The following is a 22,536-nucleotide window of genomic DNA, read 5'->3' on the forward strand; positions in this document are numbered from 1 at the left end:
CTCGCCCGGCCCTCATGGCGCCGCACCGGGCGGGATTACTGGCGTCGGAACATGGTTATTGCATGAACGCATCCTACGATTCGAACAGCATCAAGGTACTCAAAGGCCTCGAAGCGGTGCGCAAGCGCCCAGGCATGTACATCGGTGACACCGATGACGGCACTGGCCTCCACCACATGGTGTTCGAAGTCGTCGACAACTCCATCGACGAAGCCCTGGCCGGCTACTGCGACCACGTGATCGTGACCATTCACGACGATGGCTCCGTCAGCGTGCAGGACAACGGCCGCGGCATTCCTGTCGACATGCATCCGGAAGAGGGCCGTTCCACCGCCGAAGTGGTGATGACGGTGCTGCACGCCGGCGGCAAGTTCGACGCGAATTCGTACAAGGTGTCCGGCGGCTTGCACGGCGTAGGCGTGTCGGTGGTGAATGCGCTCAGCGATCACCTCTGGCTCAACATCTACCTCAACGGGCACGAATACCAGCAGGAATACCAGCTGGGCGAACCGATGTATCCGCTGAAGCAGGTTGGCCCGGCCGAGCGCCGCGGCACCACCGTGCGCTTCCTGCCCAGCCCGCAGACCTTCTCCAACATCGAGTTCCACTACGAGATCCTGGCCAAGCGCCTGCGCGAACTGGCGTTCCTCAACTCCGGCGTCACCATCGATCTGCGCGATGAGCGCGGGGAAGGGCGCGCCGATACGTTTGCCTACGAAGGCGGCATCCGGTCCTTCGTACAGCACTTGGCGCAGTTGAAGACCGCGCTGCATCCGAACGTCATCAGCCTGACGGCGCAACAGGACGCCATCACGGTCGAACTGGCCATGCAATGGACCGACTCCTACCAGGAGACGACGTTCTGTTTCACCAACAACATCCCGCAGCGCGACGGCGGTACCCATCTGACGGGTTTTCGCGCCGCGCTGACGCGCGCCATCCAGGCCTATATCGAGAAGGAAGGCCTGGCCAAGAACGCCAAGGTCACACTCTCGGGCGACGACATGCGCGAAGGCTTGATCGCCGTGTTATCGGTGAAGGTGCCCGATCCGAAATTCTCCTCCCAGACCAAGGACAAGCTGGTGTCGTCCGAGGTGAAGACAGTGGTGGAGCAGGTGGTCTACGAAAAGCTCGGCGAATTCCTGCTCGAGCACCCGAACGAGGCCAAGGCCATTGCCGTGAAGGTGGTGGATGCCGCGCGCGCTCGCGAGGCTGCCCGCAAGGCCCGCGAGATGACGCGCCGCAAGGGGGCGCTGGATATTGCCGGCCTGCCGGGCAAGCTGGCCGATTGCCAGGAAAAGGACCCCTCGCTGTGCGAACTGTTCCTGGTGGAGGGTGACTCCGCAGGCGGCTCGGCCAAGCAGGGCCGTAACCGCAAGACGCAGGCCGTGCTGCCGCTGAAGGGCAAGATTCTCAATGTGGAGAAGGCGCGCTTCGACAAGATGCTGTCTTCGGCTGAAGTCGGCACGCTGATCACCGCGCTGGGCACCGGCATCGGCAAAGAGGATTACAACCCCGACAAGCTGCGTTACCACCGCATCATCATCATGACCGACGCGGATGTGGACGGCTCGCATATCCGCACCCTGCTGCTCACCTTCTTCTATCGCCAGATGCCTGACCTGATCGAGCGCGGCCACGTCTACATCGGCCTGCCGCCGCTGTACAAACTCAAGCAGGGTAAGCAGGAGCTGTACCTGAAGGACGATGCGGCGCTCAACGCGTACCTCATTTCCAGCGCGGTCGACAACGCCGAGCTCACCTACGCCCCGGCAGCGCCGCCGATCAGCGGCGAAGCGCTGGAAAAGCTGCTGCGCGATTACCAGACCGCGCTGGACCAGATCGAACGCCTGGGTCATCGCTTCGACGCGAACGTGCTGAGCGCCATGCTCGAACACCCTGCGATCGAAGCGCATCACTGGGAAGATGCTGCTGCAATGCAAGCCTGGCTGGACGGCGTTGCGCGCAATCTCGCTTCCAGCGGGCTGGGCAAGCCGCGCTATCGGCTGTCGTTCCGCTCCGCTCATGGCGAACAGCCGGCGGCGATCGAAGTGGTGCGCGACCAGCACGGTCTCAGCCATACCTGGCTGCTGCCGCAGCCGTTCTTCGCCGGCTCCGAGTTCCGGCCGATTCTCGCCATCAGCCAGCAGCTGGCGGGCCTGATCCAGGCCGATGCGGTGGTCCGACGCGGCAACGCCTCGCGCGGCGTGCTACGTTTCGCCGACGTACGCAGCTGGTTGCTAGATGAAGCCAAGAAGGGCCGCACCATCCAGCGCTTCAAGGGCCTGGGCGAAATGAATCCGGAGCAGCTGTGGGAAACCACCGTGAATCCGGAAACGCGCCGCATGCTGCAGGTGGGCATTGAGGACGCCATCGCCGCCGACCAGATGTTTTCGATGCTGATGGGCGAGGCGGTCGAACCACGCCGCGACTTCATCGAAGCCAATGCGCTGAAGGTTGCCAACCTCGATATTTGATGCGATCGAACCAGCGGCGCCGTGCTGTTCACGGCGCCGCACCGGCCCGCTGATGCATTAGCGCATTAATACGTCGTTACAGACATACACACGCCCGTCACGACCATCTACGGATGCTCCTGCTCATGTTTCGGGCAAATTTCGGCCCGCAATGCGGCGCCGTATGGCGACCACGTTCTAACTCGCTGATTTTTAAGAAAGTTTAATGCGGCAATGCAGCTTGTTATCGATAGCACGGTCGGGTTAATCTCAGTGATCCCCCGCACAGCTCGTGCGCAAAATTCGACTCCTTTCCATTTTGAGGAACGCTATGAATCACGCTTCCCTGAAGATGCTGGCCGGCGCGGCGTTTGCGCTGATGTTGGCGAGCACTCCGGCGCTAGCGAGCGACAACTCGTCGGGCGATCAGAAAGCGGCCCCGCAATATCCCAATGCGACCCGCAAAGAACCCAAGCTGGATCTGACCGACAAGAAGGAACAGGAAGCGCTCAGCAAGGGACTCGATGCCGTACAGGCCAATAACAAAGACCAGGCCACGCAGCTGCTGCAGCCGCTCATCGACAGCAGCAAGAGCAAGTATGTGCAGGCATTGGCATTGCAAGGATTGGCCCGCGTGCATGCGCTGAACAACGATGTGCCCGGCGGCATCGATATGTTGAAGCGCGCACTCGACAACGGCGTCATGCCGAACGACACCTACTTCACACTGGAACTCGAACTGGCCCAGTTCTACCTGATCAATCAGCAATACCAGCAGGCCATCGACACGGTCGAAAAGTGGCGCAACGAAGGCAAGAACGACAAGCCCGAATCGCATGCGCTGGAAGGCGAAGCGTATTACCGCATGCAGAAATATCCCGAGGCGATTGCCGCCATCAAGCAGGCGCAGTCGATGGCGGGCGCCAAGGCCGATCCGCGCTGGAACCAATTGCTGATGCTGGCCTACAACGATTCCGGTCAAAAGGACAAGGCTGCCGAGATCGCCAAGCAGCAGGCCGCCTCCGCACCAACCGATCCCACCAGCTTCCACAACGCGCTGAGTCTGGACATCCAGATGAACAAGTACGACGACGCGTTGAAGTTGATGGAAGACGGCAAATCCAAAGGCCTTGTGAGCTCGGAAAACGACTACGTGACGATGGCCAAGCTTTATATGAATAAAGCCCAGGACCAGGCCACGCAGGATCCGGGTCCCGACTCCGAGAAAGCTGTGCAGACGCTGCAAGATGGCATGGCCAAAGGCGTGGTGAAAGCCAGCGCTGAAAACTATGTGCTGATGGGCGATGCGCACATGATCGGCGGCGACGCCAGTGCGGCAGCCGAGGCGTATGAGAAGGCCGTGCCGCTGGCGAGCGACGGTGAACCGGCCTACAAGGCGGGCGTCGCGCTGGTCACCCAGAACGAAAACAGCAAGGCCAAGCAGCTGCTGCAACAAGCCATCAGCAAGGGTGTGAAGCACAAGGGCAAGGCCTACATGGCGCTGGCCCAGGCGAACATCGGCCTGAAGGACAAGGCAGCTGCAGCCACCGCAGTCATGGAAGCTGAAAAGGATCCGGAAACCGCCGCACAAGCCAAGAAATGGTTGAAGGATGCAAACATCGGCGGTTGATTGAAAAGCACCTGGCGAAAACGTTTTAGTGTGGTCAGATGGACGTCCAAAAGATTGCCATCTTAGACCTACACAAAAGCTATACAAACGCCATGTGCTGTTGTACCGTTGGACTTTTCCCGCGTTGTCCAGTGGCAAATGTCACCCTTTATGGGAGCGGACTTTTGCCGATGGATGCTGCGACCTCGATTCCGATATCCATTAGCTCCTGATTGAAAGCGACAGATGGCCTCAAGTAACCAAGATACCGGCACTAAGCCGTTCAGTTGGGGGCGCACATGGGCGTTGGCGGTAGCCATTGCGCTGCATGCATTTGCGTTCCTCATACTGATCGCGCCTGCAGCTCCGCCCAAAACGGCTGAAGTTCAGAAAGAAAAGATCGTGCAGGTGAACTTCATCGAGCCGCCACCGCCACCGCCTCCCCCGCCGCCGCCGCCGCCGGAACCACCGAAGCAGCCGCCGCCGAAGATCATCAAGCAGGTGGTGCCGCCGCCGACTCCGCCACCGCCGGCTCCGCCGCCGGCCGTGCAGGAAGCGTCGGCCAATCCGACACCGTCGCCGCCGCCGGCTCCGCCGGCGCCGCCCGCGCCGCCTGCGGATATCACGGCAAGCCAGGACATCAGCTACAACAGCCGCATGCAGCCGAAGTACCCGCCACAGGCGATTCGCCAACGGCACGAAGGCACCGTGACGCTGTTGATTCTGGTGGCCGTGGATGGCACGCCTAAGGACATCAAGGTCGAACAGTCCAGTGGTTTCCGCGAGCTGGATCGCGCAGCAATTGAGGCAGCCCAGAAATGGCGTTTCAATGCTGAGATGAAAAACGGTAAAAAGGTTGAAGGCTACGTACGCGTACCCGTCAACTTCAATCTCAATCAGCTGTAATACCTCATTACAGTTAAAGTTAACGCCTGACTTTCCCAAGGGTAGCGCTTATGTTCCAACAAACTCCTGCTCCGACCGATGCCGCTCCGGCTCTGGGTGGCAACGCCAACGCCCAGGCCATGCAACAGATGGGCTTCGGCGACCTTATCCACCACTTCGACCCACTCGGCTGGATCGTGTTCATCGTGCTGGTGGTGATGTCGTTCTCCTCGTGGTACTTCATCGTCGCCAACGCCATTCGTAACTCGATGGTCCGCAGCCGCGCCGATGGCGTCATCAACGGCTTCTGGTCCAACAACTCCACCCAGGACGCGATCCGTGAGCTGGAAGCCCAGCCCAAGGGCGAGCCCTTCTCGAAGATCGCCCTCGATGCCGCTTCGGCCGTGGCCCACCACCAGCAGGCTTCTGCCGGCGGCGGCCGTCTTGCCGAATCGCTGAGCCGTTCGGAATTCATCGATCGCGCCCTGCGTCAGGCCGTCGCTCGCGAAAGCCTGCGTCTGGAAGGCGGCATGACCCTGCTGGCGACGGTCGGTTCGTCCGCTCCGTTCATCGGTCTGCTCGGCACCGTGTGGGGTATCTACCACGCCCTGATCCGTATCGCGGCCTCCGGCAATGCTTCGATGGAAGCGGTGGCTGGCCCGGTGGGTGAAGCGCTGATCATGACCGCCTTCGGTCTGTTCGTGGCTATCCCGGCCGTGCTTGCCTACAACTTCTTCACCCGTTCCAACCGCCTGACCTACGCCCGCTTCGACGAATTCGCGCACGACCTGCACGACTTCTTCGCCACCGGTGCGCGCGTCGAAGGCGTCGCTCCGACTCAGAAGTGAGGGTTGACCCATGGCGATGAGCTCCGGAAACGAATCCGGCTCGCCGATGTCGGAAATCAACGTCACGCCGCTGGTCGACGTGATGCTGGTGCTGCTGATCATCTTCATGATCACAGCACCGCTGATGTCGCACCGGATCACGATTAAGCTGCCGACGGCCAACCCGCACCAGGAAGAGAAGACTCCTCCGCCTGAGGTGGTCGATCTGGCGATCAAGTCAGACGGCAGCATGTATTTCCAAGACAACCAGAACCCGATCACGGATGTCGAGCTGAAGGCTCAGTTTGCGACCTTGGCCAACCATTCGCCGCAGCCTGAACTGCAGATTCGTGCGGCGCATGACACCGAGTTCAAAGCGGTCCGTAAGGCTCTCGGCGAAGCGAAGGATGCCGGTTTGGTCCACGTCGGCTTCATGACGACCGGCAAGGAGTGATGTGCCATGGCATTTAGTACAGGTGGTGGCAAAGGCCCCATGGCCGACATCAACGTCACGCCGCTGGTCGACGTGATGTTGGTGCTCCTGATCATCTTCATGATCACGGCGCCGATCATGACCCATAAGGTCAAGATCGACCTGCCGCAGCCGAACCCTAACGTGATTCCGCCGTCGAATCCGCCGGAACCGATCCATCTGAAGATCGATCAGTCCGGTGCGTTCTACTGGAACGACACGCCGGTGGACGAGGCGCAGCTGAAGACGCAGATCGCGGTGATCTCGACCAAGGCCGAGGCGGACCAACCGGAAGTGCAGATCGATGCGGCCGACCAGGTGCCTTACCAGGTGGTCGCACGCGTGCTGGCCGATGCGAAGAGCTATGGCTTGAACAAGATCGGCTTTACCGAAAGTACCGGGCAGTAACAGCGGCGGTTGAATCGGAACAGTTCAACCTAAGCAAACCAGCGTTACCCACAGAACCCCCGCGCATGCGGGGGTTTCTGTTTTGCGGCTCCAAGTCTTTATACGGGTAGGCTGGGATAGCGTCCCGGCAGGGCCATGCCTGAGCATTTCAAGGCAACACCAAATAGCCGTCTAAACGGCCATCGTTCAGCGAAGAATCTGCAGGTATTTGCGCACCGTAGCGGCGAGGCCTTCGTACAGCGCCTCGCCAATCAGCGCGTGGCCGATGGAGACCTCGGCCAGTCCCGGAATGGCGACGCGCAAGGTGCCGAGGTTGGCTTGGCTGAGATCATGCCCGGCATTGACCGCCAACCCAGCCTGCTGGGCACGACGAGCCGTCTCGACACACAACTCCAATTGCTCCTTGGCGTCGCCTTCCGCAAAGGCATGCGCATAAGGGCCGGTATAGATTTCCACGCGCTGCACGCCGATCGCCACGGCATGCTCGAATCCCGTAGCGCCTGGATCGACGAATAAGCTCACGCGACAACCCAACTCGCGCAGCTCGGCGACCAGCGGGCGTAGCCGTTGCGCATCCTGCGCCAGATCGAAACCGTGATCGGAGGTGATCTGGCCGTCGCTGTCCGGTACCAGGGTCACCTGGGTGGGGCGAACTTCACGCGCCAGTGCTAGCAGTCCGGGGTAGGCGCCGCGAGGCGCGGCAAATGGGTTGCCCTCGATGTTGTACTCCACGCGTCCACGCAGGATCGCAGCCAGCGCGCGCACGTCATCGGGACGCACATGGCGCAGATCCGGGCGAGGATGCACGGTGATGCCGCCGCAGCCGGCCTCGATGCAAGTGACCGCGGCGCGCGCCATGTCCGGTTCGTTGCCGCCGCGCGAATTGCGCAGTACGGCGATCTTGTTGAGATTGACGCTGAGCAGAGTCATGGAGTCGGGAACAAATCGTGGGCCGAACACAGTGCTCCGTTCAGGCGCTGTCGGCAAGTGTCCAATGCGCAATGCTCCGGTCCGGCCCCCGCCAGGCAAGGCTGGCGACATGACCGACCCCGGCGGACAAGGCATGGAGCTGCCATTGCGCCGGATCGTCGCCGTCCAGCCAGATGACCTGCGGCGACGCGGGCGCTACCGCCAGACGCAGGCGGTCCAGGCCAAAGGCAATGCCACGCCCCGTCGCCTTGAGTACCGCTTCCTTGTTCGTCCACAGCTGCAGAAACGCCGCCTCCTGCTTCGATGGAGGCAGCGCCGCCAATGCCGCGACTTCTTCCGGATGAAAAAAGCGCTGCGCCAGTTGCATGGCATGTGCACGAGGCCGCACGCGCTCGAGATCGACTCCGGGCGTGACATCGCGCGCCACGGCGATCAATGCCGTGTTGCCGCTGTGCGACCAGTTGAATTGCAACGCTCGCTGCGAGGGCTCCGCGAGTTCCGGCCGGCCATGTTCACCGTCGATCAGCGTCACCGCATGCGCGGGCATGTCGAGGTACATGCCGAGCAGCGCGCATAACGGCTCACGCCGCTGCGCTTTTTCGTAGCGAAGCTGCCATACGTGGATTTGATCGTTGCCCAGGTCGGCAGCGATGTCGGTGACGTCCTGGCCTTGCACGGTGCGCATACGCGCATGCTGCCGGAACGTTGTGGGCTTTCACAAGCGCAGGCCAATCGGCTCGAATCCGTCGCTTTCTGTCTCTCTCCATGCGTTGAATTTCAGCCGCACGAATAACAGTTCCCTCCCCTGCATGCAGGGGAGGGTCGGGGTGGGGTGTTCGAGCTTGCCGCATCGTTGCAATGTATCGCGAGGTTGCTTCACCCCACCCTGGCCTCCCCTACTACACGTAGGGGAGGGGAACATTCGGCAAGCTGAGGTTCGACGCTAATCGGGGAAAGAAGGACCTGTCACCCCGCACAACTCAGCGAATCAAGCGCTCCTCCACCAGATTCTTCACCACTCCCGGATCGGCCAACGTGGAAATATCCCCAAGCTGATCCGGCTGGTTCTCGCCGATCTTGCGCAAGATGCGGCGCATGATCTTGCCCGAGCGGGTCTTCGGTAGGCCCGGCGCCCACTGGATGTAGTCGGGTGTAGCGATCGGTCCGATTTCCTTGCGCACCCAGCCGACCAGCTCCTTGCGCAGTTCCTCATTGCCCTGCTCGCCGGCGACCAGCGTTACATAGGCGTAGATGCCCTGGCCCTTGATCTCGTGCGGGCAGCCCACCACCGCCGCCTCGGCGACCTTCGGATGCGCCACCAGCGCGCTTTCCACTTCGGCCGTGCCGATGCGATGGCCAGACACGTTGATGACGTCATCCACGCGGCCGGTGATCCAGTAATAGCCGTCCTCATCGCGGCGCACGCCGTCGCCGGTGAAGTAATTGCCGGGATAGGCCTTGAAATACGTCTCGATGAAGCGCTGATGATCGCCATACACCGTGCGCATCTGGCCCGGCCAGGAATCGGTGATCAGCAGGTTGCCTTCCGCGGCGCCCTCGAGCACCGCGCCGCCAGCATCCACCACTGCCGGCTTGATGCCGAAAAACGGCAAGGTGGCCGAACCGGGTTTCGCGTCGATGGCGCCGGCCAGCGGCGTGATCAGGATGCCGCCGGTTTCGGTCTGCCACCAGGTATCGACGATCGGGCAACGCCCGTCGCCGACCACGCGGTGATACCACTCCCACGCTTCGGGATTGATCGGCTCGCCCACCGATCCCAGCAGGCGCAGGCTGGCACGCGAGCATTTCTTCACGGGCGCCTCGCCTTCGCGCATCAGCGCGCGAATCGCAGTCGGTGCGGTGTAGAACAGCGTCACCTTGTGCTTGTCCACCACCTGCCAGAAACGGCTGTAGTCGGGGAAGTTCGGTACGCCGTCGAACATCACCGTGGTGGCGCCGTTGGCGAGCGGGCCATACACCACATAGCTGTGCCCAGTGACCCAGCCCACGTCGGCGGTGCACCAGTAAACGTCGTCCTCGCGCAGGTCGAACACCAGTTCATGCGTAAAACTGGCGTAGACCAGATAGCCGCCCGAGGTATGCAGCACGCCCTTGGGCTTACCGGTCGAGCCGGAGGTGTAGAGGATGAACAGCGGATGCTCCGCTTCCACCGGCTCGGGCGGGCATTCGGCCGATTGCCCTTCCATCAACACGTGGTAGTAGCGATCGCGCGGCGACTGCATCGGCACCGCGGTGCCGGTGCGGCGCACCACGATCACCGTCTCCACGCTGTTGGTGCCGGGACGCTGGAGAGCGGCATCCACGTTGGCCTTCAGCGGAATCTTCTTGCCGCCGCGCACGCCTTCGTCCGCCGTCACCACCACCTTGGCGGTGGAATCGGCGATGCGTCCGGCCAGCGAATCGGGCGAAAAACCGCCGAACACCACCGAGTGGATGGCGCCGATGCGCGCGCAGGCAAGCATCGCCACCGCGGCCTCAGGAATCATCGGCATATAGATCGCTACGCGATCGCCCTTGTCGACGCCCAGGTGCTTCAGCGTGTTGGCGAACTTGCACACTTCCGCATGCAGCTGGCGATAGCTGATGCGCCGTGATTCGGACGGATCGTCGCCCTCGAAGATGATCGCGGTCTTGTCGCCGCGCGTGGCCAGGTGACGATCCAGGCAGTTGGCCGACACGTTGAGCTGACCATCGTCGTACCAGCGGATATGCAGGTTGTTCGGATCGAAGGAAACATCACGAATATGCGTGGGCTTTTTCGCCCATTCCAGCCGTTCGGCGACGCGGCCCCAGAAATGCTCCGGATCCTTCACCGATTCGGCGTACTGCCGCTCGTAATCCTCTTTGCGAATGCGCGCCTTGGCGGCGAAGGCCGGATCGACCGGATAGACCTTTGACATGTTTTGCCTCCTGCTCGCCGGTTTGCCGGGAGCGCACTCGGTGAATAATCGCGCGCGGCACCTCGGCGCCGTGTCAACCGCCCGAGTGTAGCGTTTGGATGGCTAAACCGACAAAGCTGCAGTGCAGCATTCAGGGCTGCGGAGGATGTTCCTGCGGCGGTTCCGGCGGCGGCCGGCGCACGGGCAGATCGAGCAGCATTTCCGGCTGCGCGTTGGCTTCGATACGCGCCTGCGCAAAACCCAAAACAGTCGCGATTGCGCCCACGATGCCCATCAGCAGCCAGAATCCGAAGGCGCCCGCACTGTGGCGCGTGACGCAAAGAACCCACGACAACCCGGTCGCACAAAGCAATAACCAGCGCATGACAGGCCTCGAACGCGAACTCCCCCGAAACAAAACCATCATACCGCCGCCGCCACCGGCGGAACTGCGATCCCATGCACCTGCCCGATACACGGCATCTCCGTAAGATGGAAGCCGGTTCGGCATGGGCGCACTCAGGGAACGATGGCTGAGCACAAACCTCCCACTCCTGGCTCGCACAACGCGCGGCTCGTATGGCTGAAGGTCGTGGACTGGCTGATCATCGGCCTGGATCACTGCAAGCCGATCCGCGTTTCGCTGCTGGTGCTGGTTTTCGCCGGCGTCGTCATCAGCAACGTGGACCAGGCCGCCGAGCTGTTCCTGATCGCCATGTGGGCCGATCCCAGCAGCACCCGCTACCTGTTCCTGCTGGCGACCAGCGCGCTGGCCGGCCTCGCCGTGTGGTACGCCGCGCACCAGGCCTATCGACTGGTCTATCCGCGCTGGCCGGCCCTGCAGGATCCGCGCGCCGCGCCGTTGCGGCGATGGATACCTAGGACCCTTGGCATCCTGGTGCCGATGCTGGTGTTGTTCGGCTACGTCGTGGCGTTGCGCACCACGCCCCATGCGATGTGCTCCACCCAGGCCGAATGCCTGCGGCGCAACTGGCGCACGGCGGGCCTGTTGATGGTGGCGGCGGCGATGATCGTATTCTTCATCGGCCGGCAGCGCGTGCTGCAGGCCGCCGCCGAGCGCGCGGACAAGGCCATCGAGCCGCGCGCACCGTCCCTCGCCGCGCTGGGCACGGTGCCGTTGAGCGTGTTCCTGGCGGTATTGATCTTGAACGTCTTCATTACCGTGCTGGTGGCGCTCCAGCCGCGCCAGTTCGATGGCATGGGCGCCCTCGCCGTGTCGCTGCTATCGGCCAGCTTCTTCTGCATGAGCGGGGGATTCCTGTGCATGCTCGCCGACCGGCATGGCGTGCCGCTGCTCACCTTGATGACGGTGGTGGCGGCGAGCCTGCACATGCTGCATCTCAACGACAACCATCGCGTGCGCCAATACCCGGCGATGAGCACGCATCAACGTCCCGATGCAGCGCCACCCGATCATCGGCCGGACTTCGACGCCTACGCCAAGGCCTGGCTGCAAAGCCGCTGCACGCCCCAGCGTGCCTGTCCGGTAATCATGGTGTCTGCCGAGGGTGGCGGTTTGCGTAGCGCGGCGTGGACGGCGATGGTCCTGACGCAATGGACCACGCTTGTCGATCAGGCGTTGCCGCCGCACGGCACCGAGCCAATGTTCGAGCGCTACCTGTTCGCCGGCAGTGGCGTCTCCGGCGGCAGCCTGGGTCTGGCCACCTATGTCGCCGCATTGCAGGCGCCACCGCAGACCGGCTTATCTGCGCAAACACGCGGCGAAAACATGCTCGACCATGACTTCCTCGCGCCGGTGATGGCAAACGCCTGGTTCATCGACTTCACGCAACGCTGGTTGCCGGGCGCCTTGTTCAACGATCGCGGCCGCGCACTCACCCGCGCATGGGAACAGGCAGCGCAGGACCAGGGCATCGATGCGCTCGCGCAGCCGTTTTCCGCAATGTATGAAAACGTCACGGGCGACGTGAGCACCAACGCGCCGGCGCTGTTCTTCACCAGCACCACCGTGGGGCAAGGCTGGCGCTTCGTGCAGCATCCCTTCCGCCCGTTTGCGCACAATCCATGGTCCACTGCATACGACGGCTCGCGCTGGCTGGATCCACGCATTCCGCTCAGCGAAGTCGTGCTCAACAGTGCGCGCTTCACCTATCTGAGCCCCGTCGGCACCTTGCAGACCGCAAGCGACAGCTCGCCGTCGCCCGCTTCGTTCCAGCTGGCCGATGGCGGCTATTTCGAAAATTCCGGTGCGACGACCCTGCTGGAACTGATGCAGCATGTGCGCGCCATCGCCGCCGCCGAAGGCCAGCCGCTGCATGTCATCGTGATCCACATCAGCAACGATCCCAGTCTGCACGACTTCGTCGATGCGCACGATCCGAAGCAGTTCTTGCCGATGTATTCCGCCGCTTGCCCACGCGCGCCGAGCAGCACCGAGCAACACAGCTACGGCGAAGCCACCGCGCCGCTCGTCGCGCTGATGGAAACACGCGATGCGCGCGGCGAATACGCGCGATCGGAATTGCTGGCGTCGCTGCAGGTCGATGCCACGGAGCCCGATCGTGGCGACATCCTGTGGCATATGCGGCTTTGTCCGGGCAACTACCCACTACCGCTGGGCTGGACCATGTCGCCGCCGGTGTTCGCGGAAATGCGCCGGCAGCTCGCGCTCAACTATCCCATGCATGCGATGGCCGACTGGCTGGCGCAGCAGCTCAAGCAGGCCAAGGGGCCCTGAGTGTCGCGCCGCTTGAGATGGAGCCGGTGCATCATGCCGCGATGGCCGATCTTCCCCACGCATTCAAAGGTCGCGGCGCCGCATCGAACCCCGAAGGGCGCTTCGAAAGCGTTCGGCATCACGCCGAAGACGATGGCTGGCAGCATGCCGTGCTGGATGAAGAGCGCCCGCGTCCGCGCACGCAGGTCACCGAGGAGCGCGCGCGCAGTGTCATCACGCACAACGATTCGCCGGATATCGCCTTTACGGCGGCGATGAATCCGTATCGCGGCTGCGAACATGGCTGCATTTATTGCTATGCGCGGCCGAGCCACAGTTATTTGAACCTATCACCCGGCCTCGACTTCGAAACCAAGCTGCGCGCGAAGAGCAACCTGGCCGAGGTGTTGCGCCTGGAACTGTCCAAGCCCGGCTATGTGGTGAGCCCCATCAATATCGGCAGCAATACCGATCCGTACCAGCCGATCGAAAAACGCTGGCGGCTTACGCGCGCCGCGTTGGAAGTGCTGGCCCAATGCCATCATCCGTGCACGCTGGTTACCAAGAACGCCTTGGTGGAACGCGATCTGGACCTGCTTGCACCGATGGCGCGCGAGGGCCTGGTGCAAGTGTTCGTCTCGGTGAATTCGCTGGACAATCACTTGGCCGCGAAACTGGAACCGCGTGCCAGTGCGCCGCACCGCCGGCTGAAAGCGATTGGTGCACTAGCGCAAGCCGGCGTGCCGGTCGGCGTGCTGGTGGCGCCGATCATTCCCGCCTTGAACGATCGCGATATGGAAGCCGTGCTCGAGCAGGCGGCCGATGCAGGCGCGTGCTGCGCCGGCTATACCGTGGTTCGCTTGCCGTATGAACTCAAGACGCTGTTCCGCGAATGGCTCAGCCTGCACGCGCCGGAGCGCGCGGAACACGTGATGAGCCTGGTGCAGCAGGTCAATGGCGGCAAGGACTACGACAGCAACTTCGCCACGCGCATGCGCGGGCAAGGTGTGTTTGCCGAACTGCTGCGGCGGCGTTTTGAAGTGGCATGCCGCCGCCATGGCTTTGGTCGTGCGCGTGAATTGCAGTTGGATGCGTCACGCTTCGTGCCGCCGCGGAAGTTGTCGCCGCAGGGCGAGTTGTTCTGAGGTAGGTTTGGGGTGTGAACCCCAACATTACTGTGTGAACGATGTTGGGGTTTGCACCCCAACCTACTGCGGGGGTAGATATTTCTCGAACCAGTTCAGCGCCCGCTGCAGCAAATCGCGCTGATGCTCGGGGTTGACGAAGTGATGCCCCTCGTTCGGATACACCACCAGCGTGGTCGGCACGCCCAGCGTGCGCAAGGCATGCCAGTATTCGAACGATTGCGGCGCCGGGCATTCCGCGTCGCGTTCGCCCACCACGATCAGGGTGGGCGTCTTTACGTTCTTGATGAAGTTGATCGCCGAGCTCTTCGCATACACCGCCGGATCGTCGTACACGGAGGCGCCGAAGAACGGAATCATCCACTGGTCGATCAGGTTCTGCCCGTAATAGCTCTGCCAGTTGGCGATGCCTGCGCCGGCCACCACGGCGCGGAAGCGCTGCGTTTGCGTGGGCGCGAACATGCTCATGAAACCGCCGTAGCTCCAGCCGGCAAGGCCGAGGCGATGATCGTCCACCGGTACTTTCTTCTCGACCGCATCGACGCCGGCGAGCGTATCGCGCAGGTCGCCATAGCCGAAATCCTTGCGATTGGCCTGCACGAACGCCTCGCCCTGCCCATAGCTGCCGCGCGGATTGGGCATGAACACGAAATAGCCCAGCCCTGCGAACGGCCCGAAGCTGGCGCCCATCACCGGCCAGCGCGGCAGCACCACGGCGGAAGGACCGCCGTGCACGTTGACGATCATCGGATAGTGCTTGCTGGGATCGTAGTGAAGCGGATAGATCAACCAACCCTGCACGTGGAAGCCTTCGTTATCCCACTCGACGGATTCGGACTTGCCCCAACTCGGCTTCAGCGTCGCGTTGATCGCGGTCACGGCAGACGGCGCGCCATTATCCACGACGCCGGCGTAAACCTCGGGCGCCACATCGAACGACGATTGCTCGAACGCCACCTGTCGATGATCGGCGGAGAACGACAGCGCCATCATCGCGCTGCCGTCGCCTACATTGCCTTGCGCGGTGAACAGCACGCGCTGCTGTTGCGCGCGATTCGCATCCACGCTGTATTCGGCCAGCTGCGCGTGACCGTTGCTGAACTGGTTGATCAGCAGCGACTGCGGCGTTTTCCAGGTGAACCACGACGGCGTGACGTGGATGCCGGGTGTGAGCAAGGTCGGTGCGCCACCGGCGGCAGGCACGCTGTAGAGATCGCCGCCCGTGGCGCCCTGGTCGCTCATCAGGCCGCCGATGAAGGCGATGCGCGAACCATCCGGCGACCAGCGCGGCAGCGCGACCTGCAGGCCGTGCAACGGACCGCTGACGGTCTTTGGATCGACCACGGTCGTGCGTGTGGCGCCCGCCTGGGCCGGCTGCACATAAAGCCGCGCGATCCACCAGTTGTTGTCGCCGGGCGCCGGCGCCGCGACGTACGCCACGCGCGCGCTATCGGGCGCCCACGCGAATTCATAGACGTAACTGTCGGCCGGCGTGAGCTGCTGCACCGCGCCGCCCTGCGCCGGCACGCTGGCGACGCGCTGCACTTCGATGCCTTCCACGCCGATCTCGCCAAGCGAGGGTCTCGCCGCCGCCAATGCGCTGGCGCGGCGCGTGGCGCCCTCCACATAGAGAAAGCCCAGCGTCTTGCCGTCCGGCGACCAACTCAGCGCATGCGCGAAACCGTTGAGGCTGGCCAAATGGTCCGGTTTGCCCGCCGACTGTGTGTCGAACACATAGATGTCCGGCTGCTTGCCGCCGCCCATGCCGCTGCGGCTGCTGGCGCAATTGGAGAGGAATGCCAGGTGCTGCGAATCTGGCGCCCAGGCGAGGCCTTCTTCGCTGCAGGTACCGGGCTTGGCCGCCAGGCCGATGCTGCGCGCATGCTTGCCGTCGGCATCGGCCAGCATGATGCCCGGCTTGCCTTGCGTCTCCACCACCCAGGCCAGGTGATGCCCGTCCGGCGACAGCGCCACTTCATTGATGTCGCGTACCTTGCCCAGCTGGGTAAGCAAGGCCTCGATGCGCGGATCGGTAGCGCCGTGCGTATCGGCCATCGCGGTCGGCGCGAGCAAGGCGGCCAGGAGCGGCAACAGGAGACGGGAAGGTTTGAGCATGGCGGTGCGTTCCGCGGACACAGGAAAGCCGCACGCTAGCAGCTCTGTGGCTGGCGCCCATGTGCATGAAGGCACGCCGCGGCGAGGGGGCCGTGCGCGTCATCGTCATCCCGTACAATCGCGCGCATGAAAATCGCCTCATGGAACGTGAACTCGCTGAAGGTGCGCATTCCGCACCTCACCCAGTGGCTGGCCGATGCGCATCCGGACGTGGTGGCGCTGCAGGAAACCAAGCTGGAGGACGCCAAGTTCCCGGTCGATGAACTGGCCGCCGCCGGCTACCAGGCGATCTACTCCGGCCAGAAAACCTACAACGGCGTGGCGATCCTGGCCCGCAACGACATCGGCCTGTCCTTCGACGACGTGCTCTGCGACATTCCCGGCCTGGACGATCCGCAGCGGCGCATCCTTGCCGCCACCATCGGCGGCGTGCGCGTGGTCGATCTCTATGTCGTCAACGGCAAGGCCGTGGGCGATGAGAAATACACCTACAAGCTGCAGTGGCTGGAAAAGGTGCGCGCCTTCCTGGCCGACGAAATCCGGCGCCATCCCAAACTGGTGGTGCTGGGCGATTTCAACATCGCCCCGGACGATCGCGACGTCTACGATCCGGTCGCGTGGGGCGAAGAAGTGCTGTGCTCCCCGCCCGAACGCGAAGCGCTCAAAGCCATCATGGAACTGGGCCTGCACGACAGTTTCCGCCTGTTCGAACAGGCCGCCGGCCATCACAGCTGGTGGGACTACCGGCAAGGCGCCTTCCGGCGCAACATGGGCCTGCGCATCGACCTGATCTTGCTGGGCGATGCGCTGAAATCGGCGGCCAAGGCTGCCACCATTGACCGCGAGCCGCGGCGATGGGAGCGTCCTTCCGACCACACTCCGGTCACGGTAGACCTGGACACTGAATGACAATGAGCGATACCACCACCCAATGGCCCAGTTCGCTGGACGATAGCGAGCTCGACGAACTGGACGTCTACCTGCGGACGCACGCCCAGGAAGGCGAAGGTCATTTGCTGCTCGACGGCGTGCACGGCCTGCTCAGCGCGCTGGCCGTCGGCCCGGTCCAGGTGCTGCCGGACGAATGGCTGCCCGAAGTGCTGCACGAGCCGTTCGCCGATGAAAACGAAGGCAACCGCGTGCTGGCCCTGCTGGCCAAGCTCAACGATTCGATCAGCGCCGAGCTGGACGTGGACGCCTACGAGCCGATCCTGGGCGAAGTGGACACCGAGGCCGGCCCGGTGCTGTCCGCCGCCGGCTGGTGCGAAGGCTTCAGCCGCGGCATCGACCTGCGCGCCGCGCTGTGGGAAAAACGCCTTGCCGACGATCCCTCGCTAATGGAAGTGCTGGGCCCGGTAATGGCGCTGGCGGTGGACGAAGGCATCCTCAGCGCGGAGGCCGAGTTCGAGAAACTCTCCGACGAGGAATACGACGAATGCCTGGCGCAGTTGCCGGCCGTGCTGGCCGCCGTCAACCAGTACTGGCACGAGCATCCGGCCACCGAAGCCGAACTCGATGCGCAGCACCGCGCCAATGAAACCCGAACCGAACCGCATCCGCCGCCGCGCCAGCGCAGCGGGCATTGGGTGCATTGAACAAGGCGCAGGGCGAGAACAAAAAACGGTCGCATCGCGGCGTTACGTTCCTCGTTCGAAACAATCCGTTCGCGCTATCCCACTTGGGCGCTTGCTCCGGCACAACCATCATGGGCGCCAGATAAATCCATCGGAGCAAGCCATGACCGAACGCCGCATTCTTCGCCGCATCCGCGGCACCGACACCTCCGACGGCGCAGGTGTAAAGCTCAAGCGCATCATCGGCCAGCCGGGACTGGACATGCTCGATCCGTTCCTGCTGCTGGACGAATTCCGTTCCGACCAGGCCGGCGACTACATTGCCGGCTTTCCGGAGCATCCGCACCGCGGCTTCGAAACCGTCACCTACATGCTGGCCGGTCGCATGCAGCATGGCGACAACCACGGCAATCGCGGTGACCTGAAGCCCGGCAGCGTGCAGTGGATGACCGCCGGCCGCGGCATCCTGCACTCGGAAATGCCACAGCAGGAAAACGGCCTGATGTGGGGCTTCCAACTGTGGGTGAACCTGCCGGCCAAGGACAAGATGACCGAGCCGCGCTACCAGGATATCGATCCGGCGCTGATTCCGGTGGTGCAACCGGCCGCCGGGGTGACGGTGAAGGTCATTGCCGGACAATTAGGTGACGCTACGGGTCCAGTGTCGGGAATCGTCACTGCGCCGGTGTACCTGGACATTGCCCTGGAGCCCGGCGCCAAGATCGAAGTTCCGCTGTCGGAAGGCCATCATGCGTTTGCCTACGTCTTCGACGGCAGCGATGCCCAGGTGGCTGGCGAGACCCTCTCGCGCAGCGAACTGGCAGTGCTGTCCGAAGGCGCCAGCGTGCGCATTTCCGGCCGTGAAGCCCCGTCCCGCGTGCTTTTGGTGGCCGGGCAGCCGCTGCAGGAGCCCGTCGCCCGCTATGGCCCGTTCGTGATGAACACGCCAGAGCAAATCCACCAGGCCATTGCTGATTTCCGCGCCGGCAAGTTCTAAGCCTCAATAAAGCATTTCAGCCGACCATGGGCCCTGCCGATAGAGATATTGGCGGGGCCTTGTGCGTTGGATCACGACACTGACGATCAGGCGCATGGGCCGGCAGTGTGACTGGGCTCGCGGCACGAACGATGCATTTTTCTCACTGCCGGCAACCGTTAAGGATTTGCCGAGAAAAAGGGTTGCGTAGCTGAAATTCCGGGCGTTAAATTAGAATTAATCCTGGTGGCGACATACGCCTGTAGAATGATGCTCCGTAAAGTTTTTAGAAATCGTAGTTAACTCCTTGTTTCACTAAGACTATGACCGTCCTGACCCTCACTCTTATCACGGTTTTCTCCCTGGCTGCGGTCGCGGTGAAGCGTGTGCCGGCGGGTCAGGTCTACAGTCTTTACCGCAACGGCAAGCAGGTGCGTTTGCTGCAGCCGGGCACCCACGTAGTGATGCCGTTGCTGGATCGCGTGGGCCATCGCATCGATCTGGGCGGCCGCATGCTGCGCTTCGACGCTTCTCTCGCCGAAACCAAGCCGGTGCATGGCACCGTGTACTGGCAGGTGTTGGAGCCCGAGCGCGCCGACGCCGTGATCGAGCAGGCCGACCAGCTCATCCGCTACAGCGTGCTCGATGCGTTGCAAGCCGAGGCGGAAGCCGGCCAGCAGGAGCGCCGCCAGGTGGCCGCCCATCTCAAATCCAGCCTCAACCAGCAGCTGCGCGAGCGTGGCGTGATGGTGACCCGCGTCGAACTGGACGCCGCCGCCTGAGCCACAACGAATCTGGCCAGGTCGCCCAAGAAGCACCGGCTCAGGGGAATCTGAAGCTTGACCCGCCACGGCGGGTCTTCTTTTTTCCGGATGACCCAAAGGCGGACATCGCCATGTTCGCGTACGCTTCGTCACCCCGCTTCACGACCACCGCTGCCCGAAGGAACTCCAATGACCGACCGCGCCGCCCTGCAGGCCCAGCTCGAACAGGGCATTGCCGCACTCGGTCTCTCCCTGCCGGCCGAGGCCGTGCCGCGCCTGCTCGATTACCTCGCCTTGCTGGAGCGCTGGAACGCCACCTACAACCTCACCGCCATCCGCGATCCGGCGGAGATGGTGACTCGCCATCTGCTCGATTCATTGGCGATCCTGCCATACGTGCAAGGCCACACATTGGCCGACCTCGGCACCGGCCCAGGGTTGCCGGGCATCCCGCTAGCCATCGCCGCGCCGGGCCGGCAGATCGTGCTGGTGGATTCCAACGGCAAGAAGGTACGTTTCCTGCGCGAAGCGATCCGCGCGCTGAAGCTGGAAGGCGTGCGCGCCCTGCAATCGCGGGTGGAAGAGGTGGAAGGCACGTTCGACTGCGTCACCGCGCGCGCCTTCGCCAGCCTCGGTGACATGCTGACCTGGGGCGGCCACCTGCTGGCGCCCGGCGGCGTATGGCTGGCCATGAAGGGCAAGACGCCGGAGGAAGAACTCGCCGGCGTGCCGGCAGCGTTCCGCGTGCGCGGCATCCATGGGCTGGCAGTGCCGGGGCTGGGTTCGGCGGAGCGTCACCTGGTCGTGCTCGAGCACGCCGCTTCTGACCCCCTCTCCCCTCCGGGGAGAAGGCTGGGGTGAAGGGGCCGGGCTTGCCAGGATGTTCACCGTGCCCGGTTCACATGCAGCCACGACGCGCAGAAGTCGGCCCCTCTCGCCAGATTGCCCTCTCTTCCCACAGGGAAGAGGGAGAGAAAGCCCCCTTCCTGCTAATCTAGCCGTCCTTTCGCATACACCCACGGTACCGGACGAGACATGGCCCGTATCATCGCTGTCGCCAACCAGAAAGGTGGCGTCGGCAAAACCACTACCGCTGTCAACCTCGCCGCGGCGCTCGCTGCGGCGAAGCGCAAAGTGCTGCTGATCGATCTGGATCCGCAAGGCAACGCGACCATGGCATCGGGCGTGGACAAGCGTGAAGTCTCGCCCAGCGGTTGCGAAGTGCTGCTGGGCGAAGCGCCGATCGAGCAGGCCATCGTCACCACCGAGGCGCATTACGACCTGCTGCCCGGCAACGGCGATCTCACCGCCGCCGAACTGAAGCTGATGGACGCGCTGGCGCGCGAGAACCGGCTCAAGGAGCAATTGGCGAAAGTCGGCGGCAAGTACGACATCATTCTGGTCGACTGCCCGCCCACGCTGCACCTGCTTACCGTCAACGCGCTCACCGCTGCGACCAGCCTGCTGATCCCGGTGCAGTGCGAATACTTCGCGCTGGAAGGTCTTTCCAGCCTGCTCGATACGGTCAAGGCGGTGCGCCAGCACTTGAATCCGCAGCTGGAGATCGAAGGCCTGCTGCGCACCATGTACGACGTGCGCAACAACCTCGGCAACGAAGTGTCCGCGCAGCTCACCCAGCATTTCGGCGACAAGGTGCTGCGCTCGATCATCCCGCGCAACGTGCGCCTGGCCGAAGCGCCCAGCCACGGCCAGCCCATCCACCTGTACGACCGCAGCTCGCGCGGCGCCATCGCCTACATCGGGCTGGCCGGCGAAATCATCCGCCGCGAACGCGGCTCGCAGGCGGCGATCGCGGCGTTGCACTCGATGCACGGCGATTCACCCGAGGAATCCATCGAAGCCTCGGCTCATCTGGACCAGGAATAACATGGTAGCCCCGAAGAAACGTGGACTGGGACGCGGGCTCGATGCCCTGCTTGGCGGCGGCGACACCGGCGCGCCGTCGGTGATCGAACAGGAAGGCGAGCTGCGCACGCTGCCGATCCAGTACATCCAGCCCGGCAAATACCAGCCGCGCCGCCATTGGAACGACGAAGCGCTGGACGAACTGGCCGCCTCGATTCGCGCGCAAGGCCTGATCCAGCCGGTGGTGGTGCGCGCGATCGGCAAGAACAGCTACGAGCTGATCGCCGGCGAACGCCGTTGGCGCGCCGCGCAACGCGCGCAGCTGAGCGAGATCCCCGCGCTGGTGAAGGACGTGCCGGAAGTGGCCGTGCCGGCGATGGCGCTGATCGAGAATATCCAGCGCCAGGATCTCACCCCGCTGGAAGAAGCCGACGCCATCAAGCGGCTGATCGACGATTTCGACCTCACCCACCAGCAGGCCGCCGATGCGGTGGGCCGTTCGCGCGCCGCGGTGTCGAACATGCTGCGCCTGATCGACCTGCCAGCGTCCATCAAGCGCCTGCTCGACGACGGCAAGCTGGAAATGGGTCACGCGCGCTGCCTGCTGACGCTGCCCGAATTCCAGGCCGAAGCGCTGGCGCTGGAAGCGGCGCGCAACAATTGGAGCGTGCGCGAGCTCGAAGACGCCGCGCGCAAGGCGCAGACCGCGCCCAAGGGCAAGGCCAAGAGCGCGCCGGCGCGTGATCCGAACATCGACGCGCTGGAACGCGAGCTGGCCGACCGCTTCGCCACCAAGGTGGAAGTGGCGCACGGCCGCGGCGGGCGCGGCAAGCTGGTGATCCATTACCACAGCAACGATGAGCTGGATGGGATTCTGGGCAAGTTGCGCTGAGCGCTCATGTCTTATCCGG

At 63.4% G+C, this 22,536-nt stretch carries 20 protein-coding genes; 15 read left to right on the forward strand and 5 right to left on the reverse strand.

Annotated features, from left to right (window positions below):
- Window positions 1-62: 62 nt before the first annotated feature.
- The 6 genes from gyrB to ACTHNE_RS03875 all read left to right on the forward strand — a co-directional run bounded on the left by gyrB (window position 63) and on the right by ACTHNE_RS03875 (window position 6,657).
- Window positions 63-2,477, forward strand: coding sequence for a DNA topoisomerase (ATP-hydrolyzing) subunit B (gyrB, locus tag ACTHNE_RS03850; protein ID WP_324940155.1), 2,415 nt, complete (start codon window positions 63-65; stop codon window positions 2,475-2,477).
- A 310-nt stretch (window positions 2,478-2,787) separates the two neighbouring features.
- Window positions 2,788-4,086, forward strand: coding sequence for a tetratricopeptide repeat protein (locus tag ACTHNE_RS03855; protein ID WP_440268598.1), 1,299 nt, complete (start codon window positions 2,788-2,790; stop codon window positions 4,084-4,086).
- 225 nt (window positions 4,087-4,311) lie between these two features.
- Complete coding sequence (locus tag ACTHNE_RS03860) at window positions 4,312-4,971, forward strand: energy transducer TonB (protein WP_414649714.1); 660 nt, start codon at window positions 4,312-4,314, stop codon at window positions 4,969-4,971.
- Between the two features lie 50 nt (window positions 4,972-5,021).
- Complete coding sequence (locus ACTHNE_RS03865) at window positions 5,022-5,798, forward strand: MotA/TolQ/ExbB proton channel family protein (RefSeq protein WP_324940147.1); 777 nt, start codon at window positions 5,022-5,024, stop codon at window positions 5,796-5,798.
- Window positions 5,799-5,808: 10 nt separating this feature from the next.
- Window positions 5,809-6,231 carry an ExbD/TolR family protein gene (locus ACTHNE_RS03870; protein ID WP_324940144.1) on the forward strand — a complete coding sequence of 141 codons (423 nt, stop codon included), beginning with the start codon at window positions 5,809-5,811 and terminating at the stop codon, window positions 6,229-6,231.
- 6 nt (window positions 6,232-6,237) lie between these two features.
- Complete coding sequence (locus ACTHNE_RS03875) at window positions 6,238-6,657, forward strand: ExbD/TolR family protein (RefSeq protein WP_324940141.1); 420 nt, start codon at window positions 6,238-6,240, stop codon at window positions 6,655-6,657.
- A 186-nt stretch (window positions 6,658-6,843) separates the two neighbouring features.
- On the opposite strand, the gene ACTHNE_RS03880 is transcribed toward ACTHNE_RS03875, so the two are convergent.
- From ACTHNE_RS03880 to ACTHNE_RS03895, 4 genes are all read right to left on the reverse strand, one after another.
- Window positions 6,844-7,587, reverse strand: coding sequence for a pyridoxine 5'-phosphate synthase (locus ACTHNE_RS03880; RefSeq protein ID WP_324940138.1), 744 nt, complete (start codon window positions 7,585-7,587; stop codon window positions 6,844-6,846).
- 40 nt (window positions 7,588-7,627) lie between these two features.
- Window positions 7,628-8,272 carry a 4'-phosphopantetheinyl transferase family protein gene (locus ACTHNE_RS03885; protein ID WP_440268600.1) on the reverse strand — a complete coding sequence of 215 codons (645 nt, stop codon included), beginning with the start codon at window positions 8,270-8,272 and terminating at the stop codon, window positions 7,628-7,630.
- A 295-nt stretch (window positions 8,273-8,567) separates the two neighbouring features.
- Window positions 8,568-10,508, reverse strand: a complete 1,941-nt coding sequence (acs, locus tag ACTHNE_RS03890; RefSeq protein ID WP_324947360.1) for an acetate--CoA ligase — start codon at window positions 10,506-10,508, stop codon at window positions 8,568-8,570.
- Between the two features lie 130 nt (window positions 10,509-10,638).
- Window positions 10,639-10,842, reverse strand: a complete 204-nt coding sequence (locus ACTHNE_RS03895) for a hypothetical protein (RefSeq protein WP_440268602.1) — start codon at window positions 10,840-10,842, stop codon at window positions 10,639-10,641.
- 174 nt (window positions 10,843-11,016) lie between these two features.
- Here ACTHNE_RS03895 and ACTHNE_RS03900 point away from each other — a divergent pair, with 174 nt between their 5' ends.
- On the forward strand, window positions 11,017-13,206 hold the full coding sequence (locus ACTHNE_RS03900; RefSeq protein WP_324947356.1) for a hypothetical protein: 2,190 nt from the start codon (window positions 11,017-11,019) through the stop codon (window positions 13,204-13,206).
- A 41-nt stretch (window positions 13,207-13,247) separates the two neighbouring features.
- The gene (locus ACTHNE_RS03905; protein ID WP_324947354.1) at window positions 13,248-14,330 is read left to right on the forward strand and encodes a PA0069 family radical SAM protein; all 1,083 of its coding nucleotides are present in this window, start codon (window positions 13,248-13,250) and stop codon (window positions 14,328-14,330) included.
- Window positions 14,331-14,393: 63 nt separating this feature from the next.
- On the opposite strand, the gene ACTHNE_RS03910 is transcribed toward ACTHNE_RS03905, so the two are convergent.
- Entirely contained in the window at window positions 14,394-16,445 is a 2,052-nt protein-coding gene (locus ACTHNE_RS03910) for a S9 family peptidase (protein ID WP_440268603.1), read from the reverse strand.
- 126 nt (window positions 16,446-16,571) lie between these two features.
- On the opposite strand from ACTHNE_RS03910, the gene xth reads away from it, so the two are divergent.
- The 7 genes from xth to ACTHNE_RS03945 all read left to right on the forward strand — a co-directional run bounded on the left by xth (window position 16,572) and on the right by ACTHNE_RS03945 (window position 22,517).
- Window positions 16,572-17,354 (forward strand): exodeoxyribonuclease III, encoded by a 783-nt coding sequence (gene xth / locus ACTHNE_RS03915; RefSeq protein WP_324947350.1) that lies wholly within the window; start codon window positions 16,572-16,574, stop codon window positions 17,352-17,354.
- 2 nt (window positions 17,355-17,356) lie between these two features.
- Window positions 17,357-18,040 carry a YecA/YgfB family protein gene (locus ACTHNE_RS03920; RefSeq protein WP_440268604.1) on the forward strand — a complete coding sequence of 228 codons (684 nt, stop codon included), beginning with the start codon at window positions 17,357-17,359 and terminating at the stop codon, window positions 18,038-18,040.
- 142 nt (window positions 18,041-18,182) lie between these two features.
- On the forward strand, window positions 18,183-19,016 hold the full coding sequence (locus tag ACTHNE_RS03925) for a pirin family protein (protein ID WP_324947346.1): 834 nt from the start codon (window positions 18,183-18,185) through the stop codon (window positions 19,014-19,016).
- Window positions 19,017-19,318: 302 nt separating this feature from the next.
- Window positions 19,319-19,777, forward strand: a complete 459-nt coding sequence (locus tag ACTHNE_RS03930; RefSeq protein ID WP_324947344.1) for an SPFH domain-containing protein — start codon at window positions 19,319-19,321, stop codon at window positions 19,775-19,777.
- 171 nt (window positions 19,778-19,948) lie between these two features.
- The gene (gene rsmG, locus ACTHNE_RS03935) at window positions 19,949-20,620 is read left to right on the forward strand and encodes a 16S rRNA (guanine(527)-N(7))-methyltransferase RsmG (protein ID WP_324947342.1); all 672 of its coding nucleotides are present in this window, start codon (window positions 19,949-19,951) and stop codon (window positions 20,618-20,620) included.
- A 174-nt stretch (window positions 20,621-20,794) separates the two neighbouring features.
- A complete protein-coding gene (locus tag ACTHNE_RS03940) occupies window positions 20,795-21,646 on the forward strand; it encodes a ParA family protein (RefSeq protein ID WP_440268605.1) in 852 nt (283 codons plus the stop codon).
- Window position 21,647: 1 nt separating this feature from the next.
- Window positions 21,648-22,517, forward strand: coding sequence for a ParB/RepB/Spo0J family partition protein (locus ACTHNE_RS03945; RefSeq protein WP_440268606.1), 870 nt, complete (start codon window positions 21,648-21,650; stop codon window positions 22,515-22,517).
- Window positions 22,518-22,536: the final 19 nt, after the last annotated feature.

The sequence above is a fragment of the Dyella sp. genome (assembly GCF_051954575.1).
In the GTDB taxonomy this organism is placed as follows: domain Bacteria; phylum Pseudomonadota; class Gammaproteobacteria; order Xanthomonadales; family Rhodanobacteraceae; genus Dyella_B.